General features: G+C 67.0%; 17 protein-coding genes. 9 read left to right on the top strand and 8 right to left on the bottom strand.

Annotated elements, in window-relative coordinates; all coding sequences use genetic code 11:
• Positions 1–32 precede the first annotated feature (32 nt).
• Both J2W68_RS06015 and J2W68_RS06010 read left to right on the top strand, forming a co-directional pair.
• Entirely contained in the window at positions 33–473 is a 441-nt protein-coding gene (locus J2W68_RS06015) for a SufE family protein (protein ID WP_310233632.1), read from the top strand.
• A complete protein-coding gene (locus J2W68_RS06010; protein ID WP_310233630.1) occupies positions 470–1,738 on the top strand; it encodes an MFS transporter in 1,269 nt (422 codons plus the stop codon). The genes J2W68_RS06015 and J2W68_RS06010 overlap by 4 nt, the downstream gene beginning before the upstream one ends.
• Positions 1,739–1,910: 172 nt before the next feature.
• On the opposite strand, the gene dksA is transcribed toward J2W68_RS06010, so the two are convergent.
• Positions 1,911–2,900, bottom strand: a complete 990-nt coding sequence (gene dksA / locus J2W68_RS06005; protein WP_310233628.1) for an RNA polymerase-binding protein DksA — start codon at positions 2,898–2,900, stop codon at positions 1,911–1,913.
• Between the two features lie 112 nt (positions 2,901–3,012).
• On the opposite strand from dksA, the gene yidD reads away from it, so the two are divergent.
• The 5 genes from yidD to J2W68_RS05980 all read left to right on the top strand — a co-directional run bounded on the left by yidD (position 3,013) and on the right by J2W68_RS05980 (position 9,439).
• Positions 3,013–3,249, top strand: a complete 237-nt coding sequence (gene yidD, locus J2W68_RS06000) for a membrane protein insertion efficiency factor YidD (protein WP_310233627.1) — start codon at positions 3,013–3,015, stop codon at positions 3,247–3,249.
• Complete coding sequence (locus tag J2W68_RS05995) at positions 3,246–4,595, top strand: dihydroorotase (RefSeq protein WP_310233626.1); 1,350 nt, start codon at positions 3,246–3,248, stop codon at positions 4,593–4,595. The genes yidD and J2W68_RS05995 overlap by 4 nt, the downstream gene beginning before the upstream one ends.
• A gap of 78 nt (positions 4,596–4,673) precedes the next feature.
• Positions 4,674–5,507, top strand: coding sequence for a M23 family metallopeptidase (locus J2W68_RS05990; RefSeq protein ID WP_310233623.1), 834 nt, complete (start codon positions 4,674–4,676; stop codon positions 5,505–5,507).
• Between the two features lies 1 nt (position 5,508).
• Entirely contained in the window at positions 5,509–5,922 is a 414-nt protein-coding gene (locus tag J2W68_RS05985; protein ID WP_310233621.1) for a hypothetical protein, read from the top strand.
• Positions 5,923–6,088: 166 nt separating this feature from the next.
• Positions 6,089–9,439: an autotransporter domain-containing protein gene (locus tag J2W68_RS05980; RefSeq protein WP_310233619.1), complete on the top strand. Its 3,351-nt coding sequence runs from the start codon at positions 6,089–6,091 to the stop codon at positions 9,437–9,439.
• A gap of 209 nt (positions 9,440–9,648) precedes the next feature.
• Here the strand turns inward: J2W68_RS05980 and folE2 are convergent, their stop codons facing one another.
• The 7 genes from folE2 to efp form a co-directional block, all read right to left on the bottom strand.
• On the bottom strand, positions 9,649–10,563 hold the full coding sequence (gene folE2 / locus J2W68_RS05975) for a GTP cyclohydrolase FolE2 (protein WP_310233617.1): 915 nt from the start codon (positions 10,561–10,563) through the stop codon (positions 9,649–9,651).
• Between the two features lie 138 nt (positions 10,564–10,701).
• Positions 10,702–11,376 (bottom strand): hypothetical protein, encoded by a 675-nt coding sequence (locus tag J2W68_RS05970; RefSeq protein WP_310233614.1) that lies wholly within the window; start codon positions 11,374–11,376, stop codon positions 10,702–10,704.
• On the bottom strand, positions 11,373–12,059 hold the full coding sequence (locus J2W68_RS05965; RefSeq protein WP_310233612.1) for a phosphoglycolate phosphatase: 687 nt from the start codon (positions 12,057–12,059) through the stop codon (positions 11,373–11,375). Before J2W68_RS05965 ends, J2W68_RS05970 begins: the two co-directional genes overlap by 4 nt.
• Positions 12,056–12,766: a bifunctional 2-polyprenyl-6-hydroxyphenol methylase/3-demethylubiquinol 3-O-methyltransferase UbiG gene (gene ubiG / locus J2W68_RS05960; RefSeq protein WP_310233611.1), complete on the bottom strand. Its 711-nt coding sequence runs from the start codon at positions 12,764–12,766 to the stop codon at positions 12,056–12,058. Before ubiG ends, J2W68_RS05965 begins: the two co-directional genes overlap by 4 nt.
• Positions 12,767–12,776: 10 nt before the next feature.
• Positions 12,777–14,120 carry a TRZ/ATZ family hydrolase gene (locus J2W68_RS05955; RefSeq protein ID WP_310233610.1) on the bottom strand — a complete coding sequence of 448 codons (1,344 nt, stop codon included), beginning with the start codon at positions 14,118–14,120 and terminating at the stop codon, positions 12,777–12,779.
• A gap of 2 nt (positions 14,121–14,122) precedes the next feature.
• On the bottom strand, positions 14,123–14,872 hold the full coding sequence (locus J2W68_RS05950; protein WP_310233608.1) for a hypothetical protein: 750 nt from the start codon (positions 14,870–14,872) through the stop codon (positions 14,123–14,125).
• A gap of 162 nt (positions 14,873–15,034) precedes the next feature.
• Complete coding sequence (efp, locus tag J2W68_RS05945) at positions 15,035–15,601, bottom strand: elongation factor P (protein WP_310233606.1); 567 nt, start codon at positions 15,599–15,601, stop codon at positions 15,035–15,037.
• A 93-nt stretch (positions 15,602–15,694) separates the two neighbouring features.
• Here efp and epmB point away from each other — a divergent pair, with 93 nt between their 5' ends.
• Both epmB and J2W68_RS05935 read left to right on the top strand, forming a co-directional pair.
• Complete coding sequence (epmB, locus tag J2W68_RS05940; protein WP_310233604.1) at positions 15,695–16,738, top strand: EF-P beta-lysylation protein EpmB; 1,044 nt, start codon at positions 15,695–15,697, stop codon at positions 16,736–16,738.
• A gap of 23 nt (positions 16,739–16,761) precedes the next feature.
• Entirely contained in the window at positions 16,762–18,843 is a 2,082-nt protein-coding gene (locus J2W68_RS05935; protein ID WP_310233602.1) for an EAL domain-containing response regulator, read from the top strand.
• Positions 18,844–18,851 lie beyond the last annotated feature (8 nt).

Genomic DNA, 18,851 nt, shown 5'->3' with positions numbered 1-18,851 from the left:
ACCGCATGTCCGCGTCTTATGAGCCCCATTCCATGGTGACCGCCACTTTTCCCGTTGACCCCAGCCCGGCCGACGCACAGCGCGCCATCGCCGAAGAATTCGCCTTCTTCGGCGACTGGTCCGAGCGTTACCAGTACCTGATCGATCTCGGCCGCAAGCTCCCCGAGTTTCCCGATGCGCTGAAGACCGAAGAGCACCGCCTGCATGGCTGCCAGTCGATGGTCTGGATCGTCGCTTCCGGCGACGCCGACCGTCTCGACTTTGCTGCCGCCAGCGATTCGGCGATCGTCTCGGGACTGATCTACCTGGCCCTGCGCGTGTATGGCGGCCGCAGCGCTCGTGAGATCGTCAACACCGATGCGGACTACATCGGCGACATCGGCCTGGCGAAACATCTTTCACCGACCCGCAACAACGGCCTGGCCGCACTGCTCGCCTTCATCCGCGACCGCGCGCAGCGCGCGCTGGCGTGAGCACCGCGCCACCGCCGGAGCCCGACGAACCAGGCTCCGGCGATTCCAGTCGCGCGGCGCCGCTGCGCAACCGCAACTTCCGGGCCCTGCTGGGCTACCGCATCTTCACGATCCTGTCCTATCAGATCGTCGCGGTCACAGCCGGCTGGCATATCTACGCCGAGACCGGCGATCCGTGGATGCTCGGCCTGATCGGCCTGGCCGAAGTGCTGCCGTACTTCTGCGTCGCGCCGTTCGCGGGCTATCTGGTCGATCATCTGCCGCGGCGCAAGCTCGGCATGGCCGCCGCCGCGGGCCTAGCGATCACGCCGCTGCTGCTGGCGCTGCTGACCTCGGGACTGATCGCCGGCAGCGTCTGGCTGCTGTATCTGCCGATCATGCTGACCGGCATGGTCCGTGCGTTTCTAGGACCGGTGTACAACGCGCTGTTCGCCCGCGTGCTGCCGCGGGACCAGTTCGTGCGCGGCGCGAGCTTGGGCAGCATCGTGTTCCAGAGCGCGCTGGTGCTCGGCCCTGCAATCGGCGGCCTGCTGATCAAGCCACTCGGCATTCCCGGCGTCTTCCTGTTGGCGTCGATCTTCGCACTTGTGGTGATCGTGTTCCTGGGGCGGATGGACGTCACCGAGCCTGCGCAGCAGTTGCAGCGCGAACCCGTCTTCGCCAGCATCGCCGAGGGCGCGCGCTTCGTGTTTGGCCACCAGATCCTGCTCGCCGCGCTAGCGCTGGACATGTTCGCTGTGCTGTTTGGCGGTGCGATCTCGCTGGCGCCGGCCTTCATCCACGACATCCTCGACTACGGCCCCGAAGGCCTCGGCATCCTGCGCAGCGCACCGGCGCTGGGCTCGGTGGCGATGGGCATCTGGCTGGCGCGCAATCCGATCCAGCGCAACGCGGGCCGCTTCCTGCTGGTCGCGGTTGCCGGCTTCGGCCTGTGCATGGTGGGCTTCGGCCTGTCGACGGCGTTCTGGCTGTCGGCGTTCTTCCTGTTGCTGTCGGGCATGTGCGACGGCGTGTCGGTCGTCATGCGCTCGACGATCATGCAGTTGTCGACACCGGACCACATGCGCGGCCGGGTGTCGTCGATCAATGGCCTCTTCGTCGGCTCGTCGAACGAGATCGGCGCGTTCTACATGGGCTCGATGGCGCGCCTGCTCGGCCTGGTGCCGGCGGTCGTGATCGGCGGCTTCGTGACGATGGGCGTGGTCGCGACCACTGCGTGGCGTGCGCCAAAGCTGCGTCGGCTGGATCTGCGGGAGCTGACGTAGAGCTGGGATTGGGGATTGGGGATTCGAAGACGCAACAGCGAGCACGAAAAAGCCCGCCATCGGCGGGCTTTTTCTTCATCGAGCTGACGGGTGACGGCGGTTCGCTCTTTCGAATCCCGAATCCCGGTTTTCAGCAGCCGAATGGCTGGTCATCCCCAATCACCACGCCCGATCAATCCCCCATCTGCTTCTGCATATGTTCCCAGCGTTCCTGCTCGTCGATCGTACGCTCGGCGGTCAGACGCGCTTCGAGACGGTCGAGACCGATCTCTTCGCCCGAATCCACGCTGTACCCGTACTCACCCTCGTCGACGCGCTTGAGCGTGCTGTCGATCTTGCCGATCAGCTTGCGGTAGCGGTCCCGAGTGCGCAGTTCGAGCGAGTTCTCGGTTTCGCGGGTCGCGCGTTCGGCTTCATCGCCGACATCGCGGACTTCGTCCTTGAGATTCTCGATCGTCTGCTTGGATTCTTCGACCAGATCCGCACGCCAGTTCTGCAGGCGCTGGCGGAAGTACTCGAGCTGCAACGCACTCATGTACTCCTCGTCGGCGCTGGGCTTGTAGCCCTGCGGAAGAATGGGACGACCTGTTTCTGCATCGGTCTTGTACTGCACGACCTTCACCTTTGTTCTTGGCGCCGGCTCTTGCTGGCGCGCAACGCCCGCGACGGCGACTTTGCCGACCGGACGTGGACGCTTCGTGGGAGTGGATGCCGGCACCGGCTTCGGCGCGGCGGCTTTCGCCGGAGCGGGAGCCTTCTTCGGGGCCTCCGTCTTCGGGGCGGCAGCGGACTTGTCGGCGATCGACTTGGCCGGTGCCACCTTCTTCGCGACGGGCTTGGTCGCCGCTGCGGGAGCAGCGGCCTTGGGCTTCGTCGCAGGCTGGGCGGCCGCGGCTTTCGCCGGGGCTGCCTTCGCCGTTTTCTGTACAGGCACGGGTTTGGCGGCCACCTTCGCCGGTGTTGCCTTGGCGGCAGGCTTGGGCGCAACCGACTTCTTCGCAGCCGGCTTGGCAGGCGAAGACTTGGCGACGGCCTTTTTGGGGGCGACAGCCTTCTTCGCTGCCGGTTTGGTGGCGGGGGCAGCCTTCTTCCCGACGGCTGCCTTCGCGGCGGGCTTTGCGGCCTTCTTGACGGCCTTCTTTGCGGGTTTCTTGACTGCCACGTGCTGCGTTCCTTGTCATTCCCTTGGGCGGGGAAGCGGCGTGTTATACCCTGCATGCCCCTGCAGCGGCAACCGTCCCGACCACCGTGTTCATCGCCCCCGCCGACCTGCCGTGATCGCGCGCCTGCTCATCTTCCTGCTGCGGGGCTACAAGCGCTTCATCAGCCCCCTGCTCGGCCCGCGCTGCCGCTTCCATCCCAGCTGCTCGTCGTACGCGATGGTGGCCATCGCCCGCTTCGGTGTACTGCGCGGTGGCTGGCTCGCCCTGCGCCGCCTGTCGCGCTGCCATCCCCTGCATCCGGGCGGAAACGACCCCGTGCCGATGCCGAACCTGGACTCCAAGCCATGACCTCGACCCTGATCCGCAACGCACGCCTCGTCAACGAAGGCCGCATCTTCGACGGCGACCTGCGCATTGCCGACGGCCGCATCGCCGCGATCGGCGGCGACCTCGCCGCCCGCGATGGCGACACCATCGTCGATGCCGCCGGCCGCTGGCTGCTGCCCGGCATGATCGACGACCAGGTGCACTTCCGTGAGCCGGGCATGGAACACAAGGCCGACATGGCGACCGAGTCGGCCGCGGCCGTTGCCGGCGGCCTGACCAGTTTCATGGACATGCCCAACACGAGCCCGCCGACGCTCAGCGCCGACGTGCTGCAGGACAAGTACGACCGCGCCGCCGGTCGCGCCCGCGCGAACTACGGCTTCTATATGGGCGCCAGCAACGACAACCTCGACCACGTGCGTCGCATCGACCCGCTGACCACGCCGGGCGTCAAGGTCTTCATGGGCGCATCGACCGGCAACATGCTCGTCGACGATCCAGAGACGCTCGACGGCATCTTCCGTGAGACCCCGGTGCCGATCATCACGCATTGCGAGGACACGCCGACGATCGACGCGATCCAGCGCGAATACGTGGCGAAGTACGGCGACGATATTCCGGCCGAATGTCACCCCGACATCCGCTCGCGCGAGGCCTGCATGAAGTCGACGCAGCTGGCGCTGTCGCTGGCGCGCCGCCACGACACCCGTCTGCATGTGCTGCACATTTCGACGGCCGACGAACTGGCGCTGTTCGAGCGCGGCCCGCTGGTCGATGCCGCCGGCAAGGTGCGCAAGCGCATCACCGCCGAGACCTGCATCCACTTCCTGCGCTTCGACCGCGCCGATTACGCGCGCCTGGGCCACAAGATCAAGTGCAACCCGGCGATCAAGGATGCGTCCGACCGCGAAGCGCTACTGCGCGCGCTGGCCGACGATGTCATCGACGTGCTCGCGACCGACCACGCGCCGCATCTGCTGAGCGAAAAGGAGAATCCGTACACGCGTGCGCCGAGCGGCCTTCCACTGGTGCAGTTCGCGCTCAGCGCGGCGCTGGAATGCGTGCACGAAAGTCATTTCGACATCACCCGCGTGGTGCAGAAGTTCGCACATGCGCCGGCCCAGCTGTTCGATGTCGCCGAACGCGGCTTCCTGCGCGAGGGTTACTTCGCCGATCTGGTGATGGTGGAGGACACGCCGTTCACCGTGACGCGCGAGCAGGTGCTGTCGAAGTGCGGCTGGTCGCCGTTCGAAGGCACGACCTTCCGTTCGCGCATCGCCTCGACGTGGGTCAACGGTCGTCTCGCATGGGACGGCACGCAGCTTGTCGGCGAAGCGGCCGGTCAACGCCTCGCGTTCGCACGCTGAGTCGTCTACGGGACACCGTGTCTTCATCGCCGGGTACGTAGCGTGCCCGACGCATTTTCTTCCTGCCCGGACTACCGCATGCCCCTGCTACCCCGTTTGCCGCTCGCGTGTCTCCTGATCGTTGCATTGCTTGTATACGGCGCGCCGCTGGCGGCCCAGGACATGGGCGATGTGCGGTTTCCGACACAGGTGCAACAAGGCAGCCTCGTCATCGGCAAGGTGCCGGCCGGCAGCCGTGTCCAGTATCGCGACCGCGCGCTGCGCGTCAGCGGCTACGGCACCCTCGTGCTCGGCGTCGGGCGGGACGAGACCGGACCCGTGCAGCTCGATATCACGCACCCCGACGGTAGCCAGCAGTCGGCATCGATCGCGATCACGCCACGTGACTGGCCCGTCGAGCGCGTCAACGGCGTGCCGCCGGCCACGGTCAATCCGCCGGCGGCGATCGCAGAACGCATCCGCCGCGAGCAGGCCCAGGTCACCGAGGCGCGCGTACGCGACGACGACCGTGTCGATTTCGGCAACGGCTTCATCCGTCCGGTCGAAGGCCGCATCAGCGGACGCTTCGGTCGCGCGCGTTCGTACAACGGCCAGCCGGGCTCGCCGCATTCGGGCATGGACATTGCCGCGCCGACCGGCGCACCGGTCAAGGCGCCGGCCGCTGGCATCGTCACCTTCGCCGGTCCCGATCTCTATCTGACGGGCGGCACGCTGCTGCTCGATCACGGGCATGGCGTGAGTTCGAACTTCCTGCATCTGTCGCGCATCGACGCGAAAGTGGGCGATCGCGTCGAACAGGGTCAGATCATCGGCGCCGTCGGCGCAACAGGCCGCGCCACAGGTCCGCATCTGCACTGGGGCATGAACTGGCTGGATGTACGGGTGGATCCGCAGCTCGTGCTCGAGCGCTGAGATGGATGCAGTGAGTGATGCCATAGGCACGCTGCCGGCATCGCGCCCCGCTTCGGCGCGATGGATGGGTGGGCTTCTGCTCATCGTCGCCACTGCAGGCTGCGCGGGTGCACAGCCGTTGGATTCGGAGCACATGCACAACAATTCGCCCATCCCTCAAAACGCGGCGGGTCGCGAAGTCCCCGCAAGCGCCGTTCGTGTGCCTGCAACGGTCGAGGCCTTCGCAATCCTGGAAGGACGCGCGCCGACGGGCAGCGTGGTTGAAACGCCGACGGGCAGCGTGACCGTCGGCGACGACGGGCGGTTTGCACTTCAGGCACCTGCGGAAGGTACATGGACGATCCATGTCCGGCGCCCGGCTCCACTGACGCCGCTTCGCTTCAATGTGGTCGTACATCGCAGCCCGCGCGACTGACATTGCTGCGTCGTGCGGTTAGGATCGATGAACGTCTGCTGATCAAATGCGGCGTTCATCACACACAGGGACAGTAAGTATGACTCCACGCAGTTCTTTCCTTTCCGCCCGGCCGCACCGTTTTGCGCGCACGCCACTTGCGCTGGCGATCACAGGCGGTCTCTTGATGTCCACGGCGTTCGCAAGCGCGAGTGCTTCTGAAGTTGCAGCGGACGACGCGGTCCGCACGGTCATCAGTGAAGCCTTCGAGGCGAAGCCGCAGTTGGCCGCTGTGCCCACGCGCCAGTTGGCCACCTCCCGGGATTTCAGCAAGACCTGGCGTCGCGCCGCGCCTGTTCCAGCGGCGCAGGGCGATACGCGCCAGCCCACAATTGCCGCCGTTGACCTGCCGGCGTCGCCTTCGGATCCGCAATCCTGGATCACCGAAGAGTTCCAGGCCGACTGGGGCCTGGAAGTCATCAACGCGCATCACGCGTATGCAAGGGGACTCAGTGGTGCGGGCGTACGCCTCGGCCTGCTCGATTCCGGTGCGGGCTTCGATCATCCCGAGTTCGCGGGCAAGGACCACCGCTCGATCACGATGGCCGATGTGCTCGAAGACGGCACCCTGTGCAGCAATACCAGCGCGATCGCCGGACCGGATGCCTGTTTCTATTCCGAAGGTGACCAGGTCGCGATCGACGGCGAGTATTACGACCCGGCACTGGCCGCGTTCTTCCCAAACCCGGTCAACGACTACCTCTGGGGCAACACGTTCTTCTCGTTCAACAGCCACGGCACACATGTCGCCGGCACCATCGCCGCCAACCGCGACGGCAGTGGCATGCACGGCGTGGCCTTCGGCGCTGACCTCAGCTCGGGCCGCCTGTTCAATGACAGCCTGACCCTCGTCGACCTGCCCTGCATCCTGTTGAACCAATGCACGACGTATGGGACATCGGCCGGCAGCACCGCTTTTGCCCAGATGTACGACCAGGCGATCGATCACGGCGTGCGCGCCATGAATCACAGCTGGGGCTACACCTATACCGCCTACACCCCGGAAGATGCGGCGTATTACCACGAACTGCTGATGGCGACGCCTTCGATTGCGGCGACGTTCGAGGAGATGGCCGATGCATCACGCCGCTCCGGCATGATCCAAGTGGTGGCCGCCGGCAACAGCGGCGTCAATGCCTCGCCTGAAGCCAGTCCGCAGGCAGCGGCGCCTGCCACCCTGCCGGCGATCTTTGCCGACATCGAGCAGTACTGGGTCAGCGTGGTGAATCTCAACGAGTCGGGTGTCCTGAGCGACCGCTCGATGAAGTGCGGCATCAGTGCACAGTGGTGCATTGCCGCCCCGGGCAGCTTCATCACCTCGACCGTGTTCGACAGCGAACTCGTCCAGGGCGACTGGTTCATCGATGACGCCGGCAACCTGCGCTATGAGTTCGACAACCGCGAGGGTCTGCCGGGCTTTGCCGATTACTCCGGCACGTCCATGGCTGCGCCCCACGTGACAGGCGCCCTCGGCCTGCTGTTCGAACGTTTCCCCTACCTGCAGGGCTACCAGGTCCGGGATGTGATGCTGACCACCGCCACCGACCTGGGCGAGGAAGGCGTCGACGAGATCTACGGATGGGGACTGCTGAACCTGGAAGCGGCCATTGAAGGCTACGGTTCCCTGCGGGTGGATACCGATGTGGTCATGGACCTGGCGGCCGGCGGACGCAAGGTCTGGGAAGGCGACGCCTGGGACATGTGGAGCAACGACATCGGGGGTCCGGGTCGCCTCGGTTTCCACTCAAATGTCGACGGCTGGCTGCGCCTCGATGGCGACAACAGCTTCAATGGCGCCAGCGTGACCGGCGGCACCCTCGAACTGCGCGGCCGCAACACCCTGACCGACGACGTTGTGGTGTCGGGCGGGCGCTTGCTGATCGATGCACAGGGCAGCCTGGTCGGTAGCGCACTCACCGTGCGGGGGGCGGACAATGGAACGACGGGCGGCATGGCGATCATCAACGGCAGCGTGACCGGCGCGCCCACGCGCGTCGAAGCCGGCGGCCTGCTCGGCGGGAGCGGCACCCTCGGCGACACCTGGGTGGCGGGCACCATCGCACCGGGCAACTCGATCGGCACGCTCACCATCGACGGGGATTACACCCATGCCGCGGGCGCAACCCTGGTCGCCGAAATGCAGCCACCGGGTCAGTCGGATCTGCTCAAGGTGACCGGTTCGGCGACCCTGCTCGGCGGCACCCTGCTCGCGCGCCAGCTGCCGGGTACGTTCCTGCTCGGCCAGGAATACAGGATCCTCTCGGCAGCCGGGGGCATCACCGGCACATTCGACACTGTCGACACCGGTGCACTCTCGCCCTTCCTGTCGCTGTCGATGCTCTACGGCGCGAACGCGCTCGATGTCGGCGTGGTGCGTGGCGCAGCACTTTCGACTGCGGCCCAGAGCGACAACCAATGGGCAGTCGCCAACGCCGTCGACGCGCTCCCTGACAACCAGGGTCTGCTTGTTCCCATCACCCTTCTCAGTGCCGCTGCTGCGCCTCGCGCATTCGACCAGCTCTCGGGCGAGGTGCATGCGAGTGCACAGCAGGTGTTGCTCGACAGCGGACGCCTGGTCCGCGATGCCGCGCTCGCGCGCGCAGCTGCGGGCTCCGACGCCTTCGGCGGGCAGCGTGATGCCGACGCCAACACCGGCGCATGGTTGGAGGTACACCGCCAAGGCGGGCACATCGCGGACGATGGCAACGCCGCGCGTACGCAGCACAACGGCTCCGCGGCCCTGGTCGGCATCGACCGGCAGTTCGACGGCGGCTGGCGCGTGGGCGTGTTCGGCGGTGTCGGCAGCACCGATTTCGACGTGCGCAACCGCGCTTCGAAGGGCGAAGCCGACACGCGCCATGTCGGCATCTACGGCAGCCAGACCTGGAACGGGTTCGGCATTCGTGCCGGCTACACGCACGCCTGGCATGAACTCGACATCCAGCGCGACGTCAACTTCGCCGGCTTCGTCGACGGCGTGCACGGCCGTTACGATGCTGATGGCTGGCAGGCGTTCGCCGAGGTCGGCTATCGCCTCGGCGCCGGCGCCTGGGAGTTCGAGCCCTACCTGCAGTACGCCCATGTCGAGCTCGACACCGATGGCTTCACCGAGGATGGCGGCGCGGCTGCGTTGCGCGGACGCGATGCCAATGCGCGTGTCGACCTGGCCACGGCGGGCGTCCGGCTCGCGGTCAACCTCAGCGGCTCGGCCCAGGAGCAGAGCTGGCTGAGCCTGCGCGGCAACCTGGGTTACCGCTACGCAGGCGGCAACCAGGCGCAGGCTACGGAACTGTCCTTCGATGGCAACCAGTGGTATGGCGTGCGCAGCCCGGTCATCCGGGACGAGGCCATGCTGGTCGAACTGGGTCTGGCAGCCCGGACGTCGGCCAACAGCATGCTGGAGCTTGGATACAGCGGCGCGCTGTCGGACGACGCGCGTGATCACGGCGCCAACGCAAGGTTCTCCCTGCAGTTCTGAGGATCCGGCTGCGTTTCAGACGAAGGGCGGCTCCGGCCGCCCTTCTTTTTGTCTGAAGCATCTACATCAGGACTGGCCGACGTACCCGCGCACAAACACCATGGGAGGAAACCCTCCTCGCATACGCGTGGAAACACCACGCACAAGGAACCGTGCGATCTGCAACGCAGCAGCCGCTTTGCCTGGGTGAGCGCTGAAGAAAACCGGACTTACGGTCCGCTCACCCGCGCGACCGCGTCATGCGCGTGCAGGCTTTCGAAATGCGAGACCTTGGCATCGAAACGCGCGACGCGCGGATCGGCCGAAAGCGCCGCAGCGACCCGGCGTGCGGCGTCTTCGCAGAACATCAGGTTCTCGGCATTGAGGCTGGCGAAGGCCTGTTCGTCCTCGCGCTTGACCGCGGTCTGCACCGGCGTGCCGAGCGCGTGTTCCAGCGCGTCGACGATCGCGAGGATCGGGAAAGTATCGACATCCGGCCCCAATGTCAGGCGCACATCGGCGAGGCTGCGCTGCGCGTGCGGGGTCGCGGCGAGACCGCGCGGCGATTCGAGCCAGTCGCGCACGGCATCGAAACTCGTGGCACCTGGGGTGAAGTCGGCGGCGAAACGCGCGGCGTTGAGCTGGCGCGACAATGCGGCCGATGCCGGACAGGTGCTCGAATACTCGACCGACAAAGACAGCGTGAGCGCCAGGCCATCAGGGCCGAGCACCGCATCGATCTCGACCGGGTAGGTCTTCCAGCCGCTATGCGCGCTGGCCAGCGCCGGACGGCGTAGCAGCTGACCGTAGCGCAGGGTCAGTTGCACGCGATCGGCGAGACCGCGCTGCGACTCGATGCAGTCGCGCAGCACGCGCGCGAGTGTCTCGCGATCCAGCACCTGGCTCGACAGCGCGTCCTGCAGATGCAGGTACAGGCGCGACATATGGATGCCACGCGCGTTTGGATCGATCAGGTTGACGCCGATGTCGGCCGAGGCCGGCACCGTGACCGCGCCGCCATCGGCATCCTCGATGCGCAGCGGCAATGCGATATTGCCCATGCCCACCCAGTCCAGCAGACGGGCGGCCTGGGCCTGGTCGCCGGCGACATCGGGAAGGCGGTCGGTACTTGGTACGGTGCTCAAGACGGGACTCGTGGCATGGGGCGGGAATGAGGCGACGGGCGCCGGTTCTCGGCGCCCGTCGTGGGTGGCCAGTCTAACGGCTCGTCCGCATCGACCCCCGAAACGCTGCGTTTCCGGAGCCCCCGGCGCTGCCGTTGTTCAGCGCGGGCGCGCAGCCCGCCAGCTCGACCACAGTACGCGCGGGCCAGGCACCGGCCGACTTTCGCCCTGCCGAGCCAACACCCGCAGACGGGCGGCGAGAATGGCATTCGCGATGCGCCGCGGCCGGGTGCCGCTTCCCTGCCCTGGCCAGCCGGCCAGCAGACGCGAAGCGAGCGCCTGATCCGCGCGCACGAAGGCCTGTATCGCCAGCAGGGGCGCAGCATCGATGCGGCCATCGCCGCTGTCGCGGCTGCCATCACCGAACAAACGCGATTCGCAGCCCGCGACCGCCAGCGCGAGGTCCTGCAGCTGCGCAAGATTGCGCGACACGTCGTCACCATGCTCCCGGGTCGCCGGCAACAGGCGCAGCGCCAATGCGAGCGTCTGCCAAGGTGCATCCACGCGTTGCAGCTGCGCGCCCAGTGGATGCCGGCGCGCGCCCTTGGCCCAGCCCTGCAGCTCGTCCTGCCACCACGCGAGTTTCGCGAGCCCCGGCGTGGCATCGGTGCCGGCCCAGGCCGCATCGCAGAGCTCGTCTAGCAGCGAGAACCAGGGCGCTGCGCGCTCGCGTTGCGCCGGCGCGACGAAGGCCATGCCGATGCGCCATTCCGGCCAACGGGCCTGCCATTTGCCGACGAAATCCTCGTCGCCCGATTGCATGGCTGCGCTCATCGTTGTGGCCAGCCTGCCGGGTCGACCAGGGCCTGCGCTGCGTCCAGCATCACGTCGCCCTGCCAGGCAACCGGATCGTCATCGTCCAGCCGGTAGCCCCACAACGCCACGACCGACGGCATGCCCGCCGAACGCGCGGCCGTGATGTCGCGCGCATCGTCACCGACATAGACGCAGTCCGCCGGGGCGATGCCGATCGACTCCGCAGCGCGCAGCAGCGGTAGCGGATGCGGCTTGCGTTCGGCTAGGGTGTCGCCGCCGATCAGCACCGCGCAGCGGTCCTGCCAGCCGAGCTGCGGCAGGATCTGCGCCGCCAGGTATTCCGGCTTGTTGGTGACGATGCCCCACGGCGTGCCGGCTGCTTCAAGCGCAGCCAGCATCGGTTCGACACCGTCGAACAGCACGCTGTGGCGGCCGAGCTCTTCGGCGTAGACCGCAAGAAACTCCGGCACCAGCGCGGTCACGCCTTCGGCATCCAGCTCTGGGAACGCGACCGACGCCATCGCCTGTGCGCCACGCGACACCACGGGTCGGATATCGGTCAGCGCCAACGCTGGGCGATCACGGCTGGCGCGCATCCGGTTGACGGTCGCGAGCATGTCGGGCGCGCTGTCGAGCAGCGTGCCGTCGAGATCGAACAGCGCGCCGGCCGGGAACCGGGCGGCAGGACTCGAATCGCTCACTGCGGTTTCCGCGCCCAGGCCAGGTAGTTCACGTCGGTGCGCGGAATCAGCCGCGCGCCGTTGCGCCAGGGCGCGTACATCAGGCCGGTGACATCCTGGAGTTCAAGCCCGGCTTCGCGCAGCCAGCCGCCGAGTTCCGACGGCTTGATGAAGGCCGCGTACTGGTGGGTGCCCCGCGGCAGCAGGCGCGCCACGTATTCGGCGCCGACGATCGCCAGCGCGAACGCGGCCGGCGTGCGGTTGAGCGTGGACACGAACAGCGAGCCGCCCGGCTTGAGCAGGGTGGCGCAGGCTTTCAGGACCGCGGCCGGGTCCGGCACATGCTCGAGCATTTCCATGCAGGTCACCGCATCGAAGCTGCCCGGCTGTTCGACGGCGAGCGATTCGACCGACTGCACGCGGTAATCGACCTGCACGCCGCTTTCCAGCCCGTGCAGCTTCGCGACCTTGACCAGATCCTCGGCCAGATCGATCGCGGTCACGCGCGCACTGCGCTGCGCCATCGCCTCGCTGAGCAGGCCGCCACCGCAGCCCACATCGAGAATGCGCGCATCGTCGAGCCGGGCACGCTCGCGCACATAGTCCAGTCGCACCGGGTTGAGCGCATGCAGCGCCTTTTGCGGGCCGTCGGCATCCCACCAGCGGTTGGCGAGCGCGCCGAACTTGTCGAGTTCAGCCTGATGGAAGTTGTCGCGTGCTGCGGTCATTGCGGTGTCCTCATGCGCCGTTGCGCAACGTGGCGATGCGCGCGCGCCATTGACGCGCGTTCGCGGTGATGGCGTCGAGATCGAAACCGACCAGGGTGCGCGACTGCAGCTTGGGCTGGCCGGCGATCCACACATCGCCAACCTGGTGGCGGCCGGTCGCGTAGACCAGTTGCGAGACCACGTGGTGCAGCGGCTGGGTCTCGATCGGCGAGAGATCGACGCAGATCAGGTCGGCCTGCTTGCCCGGCTCGATCGACCCGATGCGATCGCCGAAGCCCACCGCCTTCGCGCCACCGAGCGTCGCCGCGCGCAGCGCGGTGAACGCGTCGAAGCCGGCGGCATCGTTCGCGACCGCCTTGGCCAGGATCGCCGCGGTGCGGGTCTCGCCGAACATGTCGAGATCGTTGTTGCTGGCCACGCCGTCGGTACCGATCGCGATATTGACGCCCGCGCGCTCCAGCGCGCACGCCGGGCAGAAGCCAGACGCCAGCTTGAGATTGGATTCGGGGCAATGCACCACACTGACGCCGCGCTCGGCGCACAGGTGGATCTCGGCGTCGGTCAGCTGGGTCATGTGCACCGCGATCAGGCGGTCGTTGACCAGACCGAGGCGATCGAGACGCGCGATCGGCCGTTGTCCGTGCTCGTCGATCGACTGCTGCACTTCCTGCGCGGTCTCGTGCAGATGCAGATGCACCGGCAGATCCAGCTGGTCGGCGAGCATGCGCACGCGCTCGAAGTTCGCGTCGTTGACCGTGTACGGCGCATGCGGTGCAAATGCCATCGAGATCAGCGGATCGTCGCGCCACTGGTCGTGGACTTCGCCGGCGCGCTCGAAATATTCATCGTCGCTCGACGCCCACGCGGTCGGAAAATCGATGACCGGCAGGCCGACACGCGCGCGGAAGCCGTGACGCTTGTAAACCGCGGCCTGCACGTCGGGGAAGAAATAGTTCTCGTTGACGCAGGTGGTGCCGCCGCGAATCATTTCGGCCAGCGCCAGAGTGACGCCGTCGGCGACGAACTCGGGGCCGATCACCGCGCCTTCGATCGGCCAGATGTGCTCCTGCAGCCAGACCTTGAGCGGCAGATCGTCGGCGATGCCGCGCAGCAGCGTCATCGGGTTGTGGGTGTGCGCGTTGACCAGCCCCGGCAGCAGCGCCGACTGCGGACGCGAGACCGTTTCCGTCGGGGCGAAACGCTGCCGCGCCTCGGCGATCGGCAATACCGCCACGATGACGCCGCGATGGACCGCGACCGCGTGGTCGTCGAGCACCACCGCGTGTGGTTCGACCGGCACCACGTGCGCGGCCTCGATCAGCAGGTCGATGGATTGCGGGGCGGCGTCATGCATCTTCATTTGTCCTCGGGGGCCTGGGTCCAGAAGAACCCGTTTTCCAGCGCGTCCACGTCGTAGCGGCTACCGTCGTAACGCACGACCCGGCTGGCACGGCGTCGCACCGTCGTCTCGTCCTCGCTGGTGGCGGCGCTCTCGATACGCGCTACATCGGCGGTGACCCGCAGATCGGCAAAGCCGTTGTGCGCGCTCTGCTCCACGCCGATCGTGAACGCCGCTTCCTCGGTCACCAGACGCTTACCCTGGGACCAGCTGCAGGGCTCACCTTCCACACGAGCCCAGAAATCCATGTGCGACGTGAACACCGGTCTCAACGCACGCCCCTCGCGCACGTACAGCGTGAGTTCGTCATTGAAACGGCCGTCCGGACAACTCGGACCCGGCGCCGAACTGCGGAGCATGACGCCGAACGCACGCACGCCCGTGGCGAGGTCATAACGCGCGGTGTCCAGAAGCAGCCCGTTCTCCGCCAGCGCAAACACCGCATCCTCGGCGAGATCGGTCTCGTGCACCGCGAGAATGTTGGCCTCCTGCGCACCGAGCACCGCGATCACAAGACGCAGCACGCGCTCGTTTTCATCGGAGGCGGGCAATGGATAGGCGACCGCCGCCAGGGCGAGCGAGTCGTCGTAAGGCCAGACCTTGCACGCCTCGGCCACCAGCGGGACGTCATCGCCCGCCGGGAGCAACGACGCCTGGGTCAATGCGTACAGGGTCTGCAGCGGACAGGCGTCCTTCGCCAATGCCATTCCCGGCGCACCCACAGCCGCGAGCACCAGTGCGCCTGCCGCGAGGCATCTGCGCAATCGCGTCGTGGTGCCGTCAACCTCCCGCACGGGCACTGGGTCTCCGCCTGCGCGGGGATGACTGATCCGCGACACGAGCCGCTTCGCGATTTCGCTGCAGATCAATCACTTCACCCGGCTGACGTACTCGCCCGAGCGGGTGTCGACCTTGATGACTTCTTCCTGGCCGACGAACAGCGGCACGCGGACCACGGCGCCGGTTTCCAGCGTCGCCGGCTTGCCGCCGCCGCCGGAGGTGTCGCCGCGCACGCCCGGATCGGTCTCGGTGATCTGCAGTTCGACGAAGTTCGGCGGCGTGACCTGGATCGGCGTGCCGTTCCACAGCGTCACCACGCACTCTTCCTCGCCCTTGAGCCACTTCTCCGCGCCGGCCATGCCGGCCTTGTCGGCCTGCACCTGCTCGAAGGATTCCGGGTTCATAAAGTGCCAGTACTCGCCATCGCTGTAGAGGTACTGCATGTCGGTGTCCATGACATCGGCCGCTTCCAGCGAGTCGGTCGCCTTCATCGTCAGCTCGACGACGCGGCCCGACTTGATGTTGCGGTATTTGATGCGGGTGAAGGCCTGGCCCTTGCCCGGCTTGACGTACTCGGTCTCGGTGATCACGCAAGGATCGTTATTGACCAGGATCTTCAGTCCGTTCTTGACGTCGTTCAAGCCATAACTGGCCATCGTCTGCTCCTGCTGGGCCGGACTCGCCGGCGGCTACACTATGGGGTTTACCGGCCGCGACCCACGCGGACGGCTCTACGGATTCAATCGCACATGATACCCGCAGCCCCCCTCACGATGCAGCCGCGGCGCTGGCAACAGGCTTGGCGCGAGGCCGTCCGGGACCCGCTCGAACTGCTGGACCTGCTGGGCCTGGGCAATATCGCGCTGGGCGTGTCAGCCGAAGCCGCCGCACAGTTCCCGTTGCGGGTGCCGCGCAGTTTCGTCGCCCGCATGCGCCACGGCGACCCCCACGACCCGCTGCTGCGCCAGGTGCTGCCGCTCGATGACGAAATGCGCCCTGTACCCGGCTTCGGCCTGGACGCGGTCGGCGACGCTGCCGCCAAGGCCGGCCACGGGGTGATCCACAAGTACGAGGGGCGCGCGTTGCTGGTGACGACGGGCAGCTGCGCGGTGCATTGCCGATACTGCTTCCGCAGGCATTTTCCCTATGCCGAGGAAACCGCAGCCGCGAACGGCTGGCGCGAGGCGGTCGCCGCGATCCGGGCCGACCCGAGCATCGAAGAAGTGCTGCTGTCGGGCGGCGATCCGCTGTCGCTGGCCACGCCGAAGCTCGCTGAACTCACCGATGCCCTGCGCGCGATCCCGCATGTGCGTCGTCTACGCATCCACACCCGCTTGCCGATCGTTCTGCCCGAACGCGTCGACGCTGAACTGCTCGACTGGCTGGCGGCGCTGCCCTGGCCGGTCGCGATCGTGGTCCACGCCAATCACGCCAACGAGTTCGATGCCGAGGTCGATACGGCCATGCGCGCCCTGCGCGACGCCGGCGCGATGCTCCTGAACCAGGCGGTGCTGCTACGCGGCGTCAACGATACTGTCGACACGCTGACCGCGCTGGCCGAGCGTGGCTTCGCCGCCGGCGTGCTGCCCTACTACCTGCACCAGCTTGACCGAGTCGCGGGCGCGGCGCATTTCGAGGTTGACGATGCCACCGCGCTTGCGCTGCACGCCGCGCTCGTTGCCCGCCAGTCCGGATATCTGGTCCCGCGTCTTGTGCGCGAGGTCGCAGGTGACGCGTCCAAGCGTGCGATGACCGCCTCCGGCGATGGACGAATTCCCCCCTCCGTGGCATAAGGCGGTCTGCCCTGGAGACCCGAATGTCGACACGAGCCGACACCGCGCTGCGCCTTCTGATCGTCGACGACCGTGTCGAGGACGCCGAAGCGCTAGCCAGTGGGTTGCGCAATGCCGGCATCGCGGTGCGTCCGCTGCGGCCAGAATCCGACGATGATCTGGGCCGCATCATCGGCAGCCAGTCGCCTGATGTGGTCATCGCCGCGCGCAACTCGCAGATGCTGCCCTTCGCCCAGGTGATGCAGCGCGTCGCCGACAGCGGGCGGGATCTGCCAGTGGTCGCGCTGGTCGACACCCTGGTGGAAGCGGATTATCTCGATGCCATCCAGTCCGGTGCACGCGCAGTCGCCTTGCGCCATGCGCCGCAGCAGGTGCTTGCCTGCGTGCGCGAGGCCTGGGCCGATCGCGACGCGCGGCGTGGCTTGCGGCGCCTGGAAGCGCGCGTGCGCGAGACCGAGCGTCGCTGCGATGCGCTGATCGATTCCTCACGCGACCCGATCGCCTACATCCACGAGGGCATGCACATCCGTGCGAACGCCGCGTACCTGGAGATGTTCGGCTACGACAGCTTCGAGGATGTCGAAGGCATCTCGCTGCTCGACATGGTCGCGCCGCAGCACGTGGAATCGTTCAAGGCACTGCTGAAATCGCTGAGCAAGGGAGAGCCGCCCCCGCCGCGACACGAAATCGAAGCACGCGATATCAGCGGCAATGCGTTTCCGGCCTCGATGGAGTTCACCACTGCGCAGTACGAAGGCGAGCCCTGCCTGCAGGTGGTGTTCCGTCGCCGGGAGGAACTCGATGCCGACCTCGTGCTCGAACTCGAAGAACTGCGCAACCGCGACCAGGTCACCGGGCTGCTAAACCGCCCGGCCTTCCTGCGCGCGATCGAAGACGCCGTCGATGACGCGGCGCAGTCGGACGGCCAGTACGGCTTTCTGATGCTCGAGCCCGACCATCACCAGCATCTGCTGGCGGACATCGGCCTCGATCACGCCGACGACCTGCTGGCGGCGGTGGCCGAGCATCTGCAGACCCTGATCGACGCCGACGCAACCGTGGCCCGCTACGCCGGCCACACGCTCGCGATCCTGTTGCGCGGGCACGACTACCACGCGACCAATGCGACCGCCGAACGCCTCCGCGCGGGTTTTGCCGACCACGTCTTCGAGGTCGGCGAACGCTCCAGCGTGATCACCGTCAGCATCGGCGGGGTGCAAGTCGGCGAGAAGATCGCCAATGTCGCCCAGGTGCTGGCCCGCGCGACCAAGGCGATGGAATCGGCGTCGGGCACCGGCGGCAACCGCTGCGAAGTGTTCGACCCCAGCGCGGTCGATCGCATCGAGGAAGAACGCATCCAGGCCTGGGTGGCACGCCTGCGCGGCGCGCTGGACAACGATGGTTTCGTGCTGCATTACCAGCCGGTCATCAATCTGCAGGGCGACAATGCGGCGGTTTACGACGTCCTGCTGCGGCTCGATGGGGGCGACGGTGAACTGATCGCGCCCGGCACGTTCCTGCAGATCGCCGAAGACAATGACATGCTCGGCGAGATCGACCGCCATGTCGCCGCGCGGGCGATCGCGGCGATCGGCCAGCGTCTACGCGCCGGCCATCCGACAACGCTGCTGGTCAAGATCAGCCAGGCCTCGCTGGACGGCGATGCGTTCGCGGATTTCATCGGCGCACAGCTGGCCGAGCACCAGGTGCCTGGCGAGTACCTGGTGCTGCAGCTGCCCGAGGCCAAGGTGTTCACCCACCTCAAAGCGACCCAGGCCTTCGCGGCGCGGATCGCACGTTTCGACGGCCGTTTCGCGCTCGAGCAGTTCGGCGTCGGTCTCGATTCCTTCCAGTTGCTGAGCCATCTGCAGCCGCATCTGCTCAAGCTCGACCGCAGCTTCACCGACGACCTGCCGAACAACAGCGAGAACCAGGCGCGTATCGGCGAAATCGCAGGGCGCGCGCGCCAGATCGGCATCCGGACGATCGCCGAGTTCGTGCAGGACGCGGCCAGCATGTCGATCCTGTTCGGCGCCGACATCGACTATGTGCAGGGCAACTTCCTGGCCGCCGCCAGCCCCGGCATGCAGTACGACTTCGAGTGATAAGGGCA

The organism is Luteimonas terrae, assembly GCF_031457535.1.
Classification (GTDB): domain Bacteria; phylum Pseudomonadota; class Gammaproteobacteria; order Xanthomonadales; family Xanthomonadaceae; genus Luteimonas; species Luteimonas terrae_A.
Note: the sequence above shows the minus strand (reverse complement) of the source record. Positions and strands in the feature narration are given on the sequence as shown.

Bases quoted from the DNA above. Each gene is read 5' to 3' on its own strand.
- J2W68_RS06015 (WP_310233632.1), top strand. From the start codon at position 33: ATGGTGACCGCCACTTTTCCCGTTGACCCCAGCCCGGCCGACGCACAG.
- J2W68_RS05995 (WP_310233626.1), top strand. From the start codon at position 3,246: ATGACCTCGACCCTGATCCGCAACGCACGCCTCGTCAACGAAGGCCGC.
- J2W68_RS05990 (WP_310233623.1), top strand. From the start codon at position 4,674: ATGCCCCTGCTACCCCGTTTGCCGCTCGCGTGTCTCCTGATCGTTGCA.
- J2W68_RS05985 (WP_310233621.1), top strand. From the start codon at position 5,509: ATGGATGCAGTGAGTGATGCCATAGGCACGCTGCCGGCATCGCGCCCC.
- J2W68_RS05980 (WP_310233619.1), top strand. From the start codon at position 6,089: ATGTCCACGGCGTTCGCAAGCGCGAGTGCTTCTGAAGTTGCAGCGGAC.
- J2W68_RS05970 (WP_310233614.1), bottom strand. From the start codon at position 11,376: ATGAGCGCAGCCATGCAATCGGGCGACGAGGATTTCGTCGGCAAATGG.
- ubiG (WP_310233611.1), bottom strand. From the start codon at position 12,766: ATGACCGCAGCACGCGACAACTTCCATCAGGCTGAACTCGACAAGTTC.
- J2W68_RS05955 (WP_310233610.1), bottom strand. From the start codon at position 14,120: ATGCATGACGCCGCCCCGCAATCCATCGACCTGCTGATCGAGGCCGCG.
- J2W68_RS05950 (WP_310233608.1), bottom strand. From the start codon at position 14,872: ATGGCATTGGCGAAGGACGCCTGTCCGCTGCAGACCCTGTACGCATTG.
- efp (WP_310233606.1), bottom strand. From the start codon at position 15,601: ATGGCCAGTTATGGCTTGAACGACGTCAAGAACGGACTGAAGATCCTG.
- epmB (WP_310233604.1), top strand. From the start codon at position 15,695: ATGATACCCGCAGCCCCCCTCACGATGCAGCCGCGGCGCTGGCAACAG.
- J2W68_RS05935 (WP_310233602.1), top strand. From the start codon at position 16,762: ATGTCGACACGAGCCGACACCGCGCTGCGCCTTCTGATCGTCGACGAC.